Source organism: Nostoc sp. T09 (assembly GCF_002154695.1).
Classification (GTDB): Bacteria; Cyanobacteriota; Cyanobacteriia; order Cyanobacteriales; family Nostocaceae; genus Aulosira.
Map to the genome: position 1 here is coordinate 1 of NZ_MTAV01000113.1, position 5,562 is coordinate 5,562.

The 5,562-nt window shown below is 39.8% G+C and carries 4 protein-coding genes and 1 CRISPR repeat array; of the genes, 1 reads left to right on the forward strand and 3 read right to left on the reverse strand.

Annotated elements, in window-relative coordinates:
• Positions 1 to 45 precede the first annotated feature (45 nt).
• The 3 genes from BV372_RS22100 to BV372_RS22110 form a co-directional block, all read right to left on the reverse strand.
• The gene (locus BV372_RS22100; RefSeq protein WP_256973381.1) at positions 46 to 441 is read right to left on the reverse strand and encodes a hypothetical protein; all 396 of its coding nucleotides are present in this window, start codon (positions 439 to 441) and stop codon (positions 46 to 48) included.
• 235 nt (positions 442 to 676) lie between these two features.
• Positions 677 to 1,171 carry a thioredoxin-dependent thiol peroxidase gene (gene bcp, locus BV372_RS22105; protein ID WP_086688649.1) on the reverse strand — a complete coding sequence of 165 codons (495 nt, stop codon included), beginning with the start codon at positions 1,169 to 1,171 and terminating at the stop codon, positions 677 to 679.
• A 207-nt stretch (positions 1,172 to 1,378) separates the two neighbouring features.
• Positions 1,379 to 3,226, reverse strand: coding sequence for a pectinesterase family protein (locus BV372_RS22110; protein ID WP_086688650.1), 1,848 nt, complete (start codon positions 3,224 to 3,226; stop codon positions 1,379 to 1,381).
• 121 nt (positions 3,227 to 3,347) lie between these two features.
• Positions 3,348 to 4,025: a CRISPR direct-repeat array (repeat unit 37 nt; unit sequence GTTTCAATCCCTGATAGGGATTTTGGTTAATTGGAAC).
• 519 nt (positions 4,026 to 4,544) lie between these two features.
• Between BV372_RS22110 and BV372_RS22115 the strand changes: the two genes are divergently transcribed.
• Positions 4,545 to 5,384, forward strand: coding sequence for an FAD-binding domain-containing protein (locus BV372_RS22115; protein ID WP_179198187.1), 840 nt, complete (start codon positions 4,545 to 4,547; stop codon positions 5,382 to 5,384).
• Positions 5,385 to 5,562: the final 178 nt, after the last annotated feature.

The window sequence follows — 5,562 nt, forward strand, 5'->3', positions numbered from 1 at the left end:
GGTAGGGGGGATCTAAATGTGCTTAAAAACACTACAAACCACTTTTCAAACAACCTCTAAGGTGAATCTATCGGATAATGCATACGTAGAAGTATTTTTTTTGCTTAGTTTTATAAATTGAAAATCCTCTCCATATAGCACTAACGAATATACAGGCTCATCAGGGTTAGGAGCAGCTAGCATATAAGTAAGCGCCTGAGGAATTGCTTTAGACAAGGAAAAAGCATACCTTTTAGATTCAATTACCAGTAACCACAACTTATTTTGGATAACCAGTACATCAATTTTGCCTTTAATAATGTCTTTTTCCTCTGCTGTCTTGTCTGCATTACCGATAATGACATCTTCACTGATTTCTATATTTTCTTCTGTAGCAATCGAAAAAGGAGGACGATAAAAACTAGCTAAATCTAGCAAGGGTGATAATACTACTAATTTCACTGCATCTTTTAAAAGAGGAGCATTTTCCAGTAAGCTGAGATAGTTAGTTTTTACTCTATCTAAATATTGTTTTTCTAATTCAGTTATCGTAGGTAAATTGTCAAAGCACTCTATAAAAAATTGCTCATCTTCAGATTTATTAAGAGCAAAGTTTTCCTTTAGATAAGTGAGAGTAAAATTTTGCCCTTGGATAATTTGAACTATAAGTTATTGAAATTGCAACCTCTTCTTCATTCTAGGATGATGAACTTGATATAGCTGCCAATTCTTGCAATTTAGTTAAGACTTGTTGCGCATGATCTTTAACTTTTACATTTGACCAAGTATAAGCAATCTTTCCCTCAGGATCAATTAGGAAAGTGGAACGAACAACACCCATATATTCCTTACCCATAAACTTCTTTAATTGCCAAATACCATAAGTTTCGGCTAACTCATGTTCTGGGTCACTTAAGAGAGTGATTGTTAAGTTATATTTACTGATAAATTTACAATGGGATTTACCGGAATCTAGACTCACTCCTAAAATTTTCGCTCCTAGTGAGCTGAAGTCTTGATTTAACTCGGTAAAATCTTTAGCTTCAGTAGTACAACCGGGGGTGTCATCTTTGGGGTAGAAATAAAGGATAACCCACTGACCGCTAAAATCGCTTAGGCTGACGGGACTTTCATGTTGGTCAGGAACAGAGAAATCAGGGGCTAGTTGTCCGACTGGGAGAATGTTGCTCATGATGGTAGTTAGAGAAATAGCGATCGCTTTAGAATTCTACCGAAATTAGGCGATCGCATATCCTTATATAGGACTCATATTTGATTTTTGAAAAAAACTCAGTACAGTTCTATTCCTTCTTCCCCGTTCCCTGTTCCCTGTTCCCTGTTCCCTCCCTACGTAAATAATTTCAGTAATCAAATCGGATTGCTATATTTCAAACACAATTTATTCTGTGTTCCCACTTCGCAGCACCTTAGAACTAGTATCAATAGTAAAAGCACCGAGAATGTTGCCGCTTAAATCGCAGTTTTCTACCGTACCTAAACCGTTATCGTGTACATAAAGAGCACGTCCTTTATTCTGATTGATTTTGCACCGCCGAATTATTGGGTTGCCATTTGTTCTAATTTCTACACCAGATAAAGCATTACCAAAAATCTCGCAATCTTCAACTGTTCCCTGCGCGTTTTCATAGACAAGAACTCCACCTTGTTTACCATCGTGGAGTTTGCACCGTTGAATAATTGGGTTGCTATTTTCTTTAATTGCTATGCCTGATAAACCATTACCAAAGATATCGCAATCTTCTACTGTCCCGCGACTGTTATTTTGGAAAAAGATTCCAGCTTGTTCGCCATCGTGGATTTTGCACTTTTGAATAATTGGGTTGGCTGTAGCACCCTGAACACTGACACAAGAAAGTGAATCGGAAGTAATATCGCAATCTGCCAATATCAGTTCGCCTTGCGGAATATCTACAGCAAAGAATTTGTTATTCTTGAGTCCTGCGAAACCACGCAGAGTTAAACCTCGAACTTCAGCTTGGTCTGTTTGCATGAGAATGCAATTTGAGTTTGTACTCTCGATGATGATGCTAGCTACAGACCCGTCGCCAATAATCTTCAGTGGCTTGTTGATAATTACACCTTCTTGGTAAAAACCTGGACGTACAAGAATACGCGTACCTGGTTGGGCATTTTTAATTGCTTCACTAATAGTTTTATAATCACCAGATCCAGTACTGGAGACAGTAAGAGTAGATCTATCCTTGAAAAGAAATGTATATGACAGTACTGGTACAGCTAGACCAATACCACCAAAGCCAAGCATCTGAATTAAACGCCGTCTTGGCCATTTTGGTGGTGGAGGAAGTGGTGGTGGAGGTTGTAAACTTTGCTCTATCTCTGTTAAACGTTGCAAAATCTCTTGAGTATTCGCTGGCCGCTGACTGGGTAACTGCGCCATCATCTGGTCAATTAAATTTGCCAACAAAGGTGAAATATGAGGAGCGTAAATCCGCCAGCCCATTTCATTGGTGTAAGAATTATAAATTGTTGGGTCAGTAGGTTGTTTGCCTGCAAGCAGATATACAAATGTGCGTCCCAAGGCAAAAAAATCTGACTGGAGGACAGCTTTACCGTTCATTTGTTCTGTTGGCGTGTAACCTGCGGAAATAATTCCTGTTACCTGACCTTGAGCCTGTGCAAAATAATAAGTTTGTGTAAGTTCCCTGGCTGTGCCAAAGTCAATCAATGCCAGATCCCCAGAACTCGCCCGTAACATGATATTGGGCGGTTTGATATCTCTATGAAAAAAGTTTTGATTGTGTACCTGTTCGAGAATAGTAATTAATTCTCTCAGCCATGCAATAGCCAAATTTTGGTCAATCGGTCGCATCTCCCGATTTTGCATATATTTCTGCAAATCCATACCCACAATTTTTTCCATTACAAAACAATGGATTGGGTTTTGGCTGTTTCTGGGAAAATAGACAAAGTAAGCATCGCGCTCAACTTTGGGAATACCTGGATGATTAAGCTTGCTTAAAACTTCTGCTTCTTGCTGAAATAGTTCGATTGCTTTTTGATGATTGTTCGTTAAGACTTTGAGAACTTTGGGCGTGTTAGTCCGGACTTCTATCGCCTCAAAAGTTACCGCAAACCCACCGCCCCCTAGCAGACACACGACTCGATAACGGCCTTGTAGTAGTAGTTCTGAGCCGCAACTAAGACAAAATAGTTCATCATCGCTATTTTGCGGGTTTGGGCAGTGAGGATTGATGCAGAAGCTCATCGCGTCAGCAGGTAACAGTTTTATCTGCTAGTTTACCGTTATCGCTTTGATTTTCCCGTAAAGAGTTTCGCCCTATCATGGTTGAAGAAGAGAACGCCTCCTGTGATTGCTTCAAAAAATAGTTTCAATCCCTGATAGGTATTTTGGTTAATTGGAACTGTCTTCGGGTGGACCAGCAATGGGAAACAATAGTTTCAATCCCTGATAGGGATTTTGGTTAATTGGAACCTACCAATACAGATACAGTCATCACCTTGCATATCTGGTTTCAATCCCTGATAGGGATTTTGGTTAATTGGAACTCTGACTTTACCAGTATCATGATTATGGTCTACATGGTTTCAATCCCTGATAGGGATTTTGGTTAATTGGAACATTTAATTCTGTTATATTTCCTTTGCCATTCAAGGTTTCAATCCCTGATAGGGATTTTGGTTAATTGGAACGCGACAAGCAAATACACCATAAGCTTCATTTAAGTTTCAATCCCTGATAGGGATTTTGGTTAATTGGAACTACCCACTGAGGGTATTTCTGATAAAGAGCGTGTTTCAATCCCTGATAGGGATTTTGGTTAATTGGAACCTGATGGGTTTAATGAGGTGCCGATCACTGAGCAGGTGTTTCAATCCCTGATAGGGATTTTGGTTAATTGGAACCCTCCGCCCAATCTTTGAACATTTTTACAGTGTTTCAATCCCTGATAGGGATTTTGGTTAATTGGAACCTGCTATTTCATCGATAGTAATTCCCTTTGTTTTTGTTTCAATCCCTGATAGGGATTTTGGTTAATTGGAACCGCTCGGAGTTGGAAGCATTGATATATTTGGTTTTCAAGGTACAGTTTCGTCAACCTCCAATCAAAGTAGCTTTTGTGGCATTGAGTTGTCAAGGGTGTCATAAGTAAAATAAGCTCAAAAGCATGTGTAGAGAGGGTTAGGGAGTTTGCGTCAACCTCCTACTCTGTGAAAACTGGTTCAAAACCACTAGGAGTAAGCTTTTGGGGCGCAAAATTTGACTCTTGTTTTCAAACACCTACTGGTTGACGTCAGACTCAAGCGAAAAACACTGTGGTAGCGATTGGCATTTCGCCGCTGATGAATTCAATTTTACCTGGACAGTAAGCACAGAGGAAATAACAATGGATGCTCTCAGTTTTTCTTAAAAATAGAAGTTAGGGATTTTTATGCTTGGTTGTGAGATTTTTTCCTACTTGGCAGTGAAACTTGTGTTATTGGGGCTGCTTTCTGCTTTCTACCCTCTGCCATATTTATAATGACAAGTAACTTTACGCACAAAACTATACATTAATAAAAAAATGCTCCGTGAATTTGCCAATCGTGATGAGTTAATAGCCTATCTCCGCCAAGAATTTCCGGCTGCGGCAGAACGTGATGCTGATATCAGCGAAATAGTTGGCGGACGCCAAGCTGCGGAACAAGCATTACAAAAAGTAGATGCAACAACATACGAAAAAACACGAAACTTTTTAACAGGTGCGGTAACACGGCTTTCGCCTTACATCCGCTATGGAGTTCTGAGTTTGCGAGAAATTCGGGATTATGTACTTGAGCGTGTAAACAACCCAGAAGATGCTACTAAACTTATTAACGAATTGGGCTGGCGTGACTACTGGCAGCGATTATATGCCAAGCTTGGCGATGGGATTTGGCAAGACCAAGAAGCATACAAAACAGGTTACACAGCACAAAATTACGCACCTGATTTACCACAGGACATCCGCGAAGGAAATACAGGGCGAGTTTGCATCGACAATTTTAGCCAAGACTTGCAAAAAATTGGCTATCTACACAACCATGCGCGGATGTGGTTAGCAGCTTATATTGTTCATTGGCGGCGGATTCGCTGGCAAGCTGGAGCTAAGTGGTTTCTTCAACATCTTTTAGATGGCGATCCAGCTAGTAATAATATGTCATGGCAGTGGGTTGCTAGCACCTTTAGCCATAAACCATATTATTTCAACCGCGAGAACTTAGAACGCTACACTAAAGGCGTTTATTGCCAGAAATGTCCCCTTTATGGTCATTGTGATTTTGAAGGTAGCTATGAAGAAATAGAACAGCGATTGTTTCCCCAAGGTGAATTTACCAAACAAGCAAACAGTCAAAGTTGGCAGCGTGGGAGAAAACGGCGATAAGAAGTTTGTTATTTGTTATTTGTCTTTTTTCTTTGATACGAATCACATGGGTATATGATTTTAAAGTACTTCATACCTGGGTACTTTTGCGGGTAAAAAATCTTGAACCACTATTGAGTTAGAGGTTATTTATAAAGTAAACCTTAAATCGTAGTGGCGTGGCAAGCCTAAAGTTGTG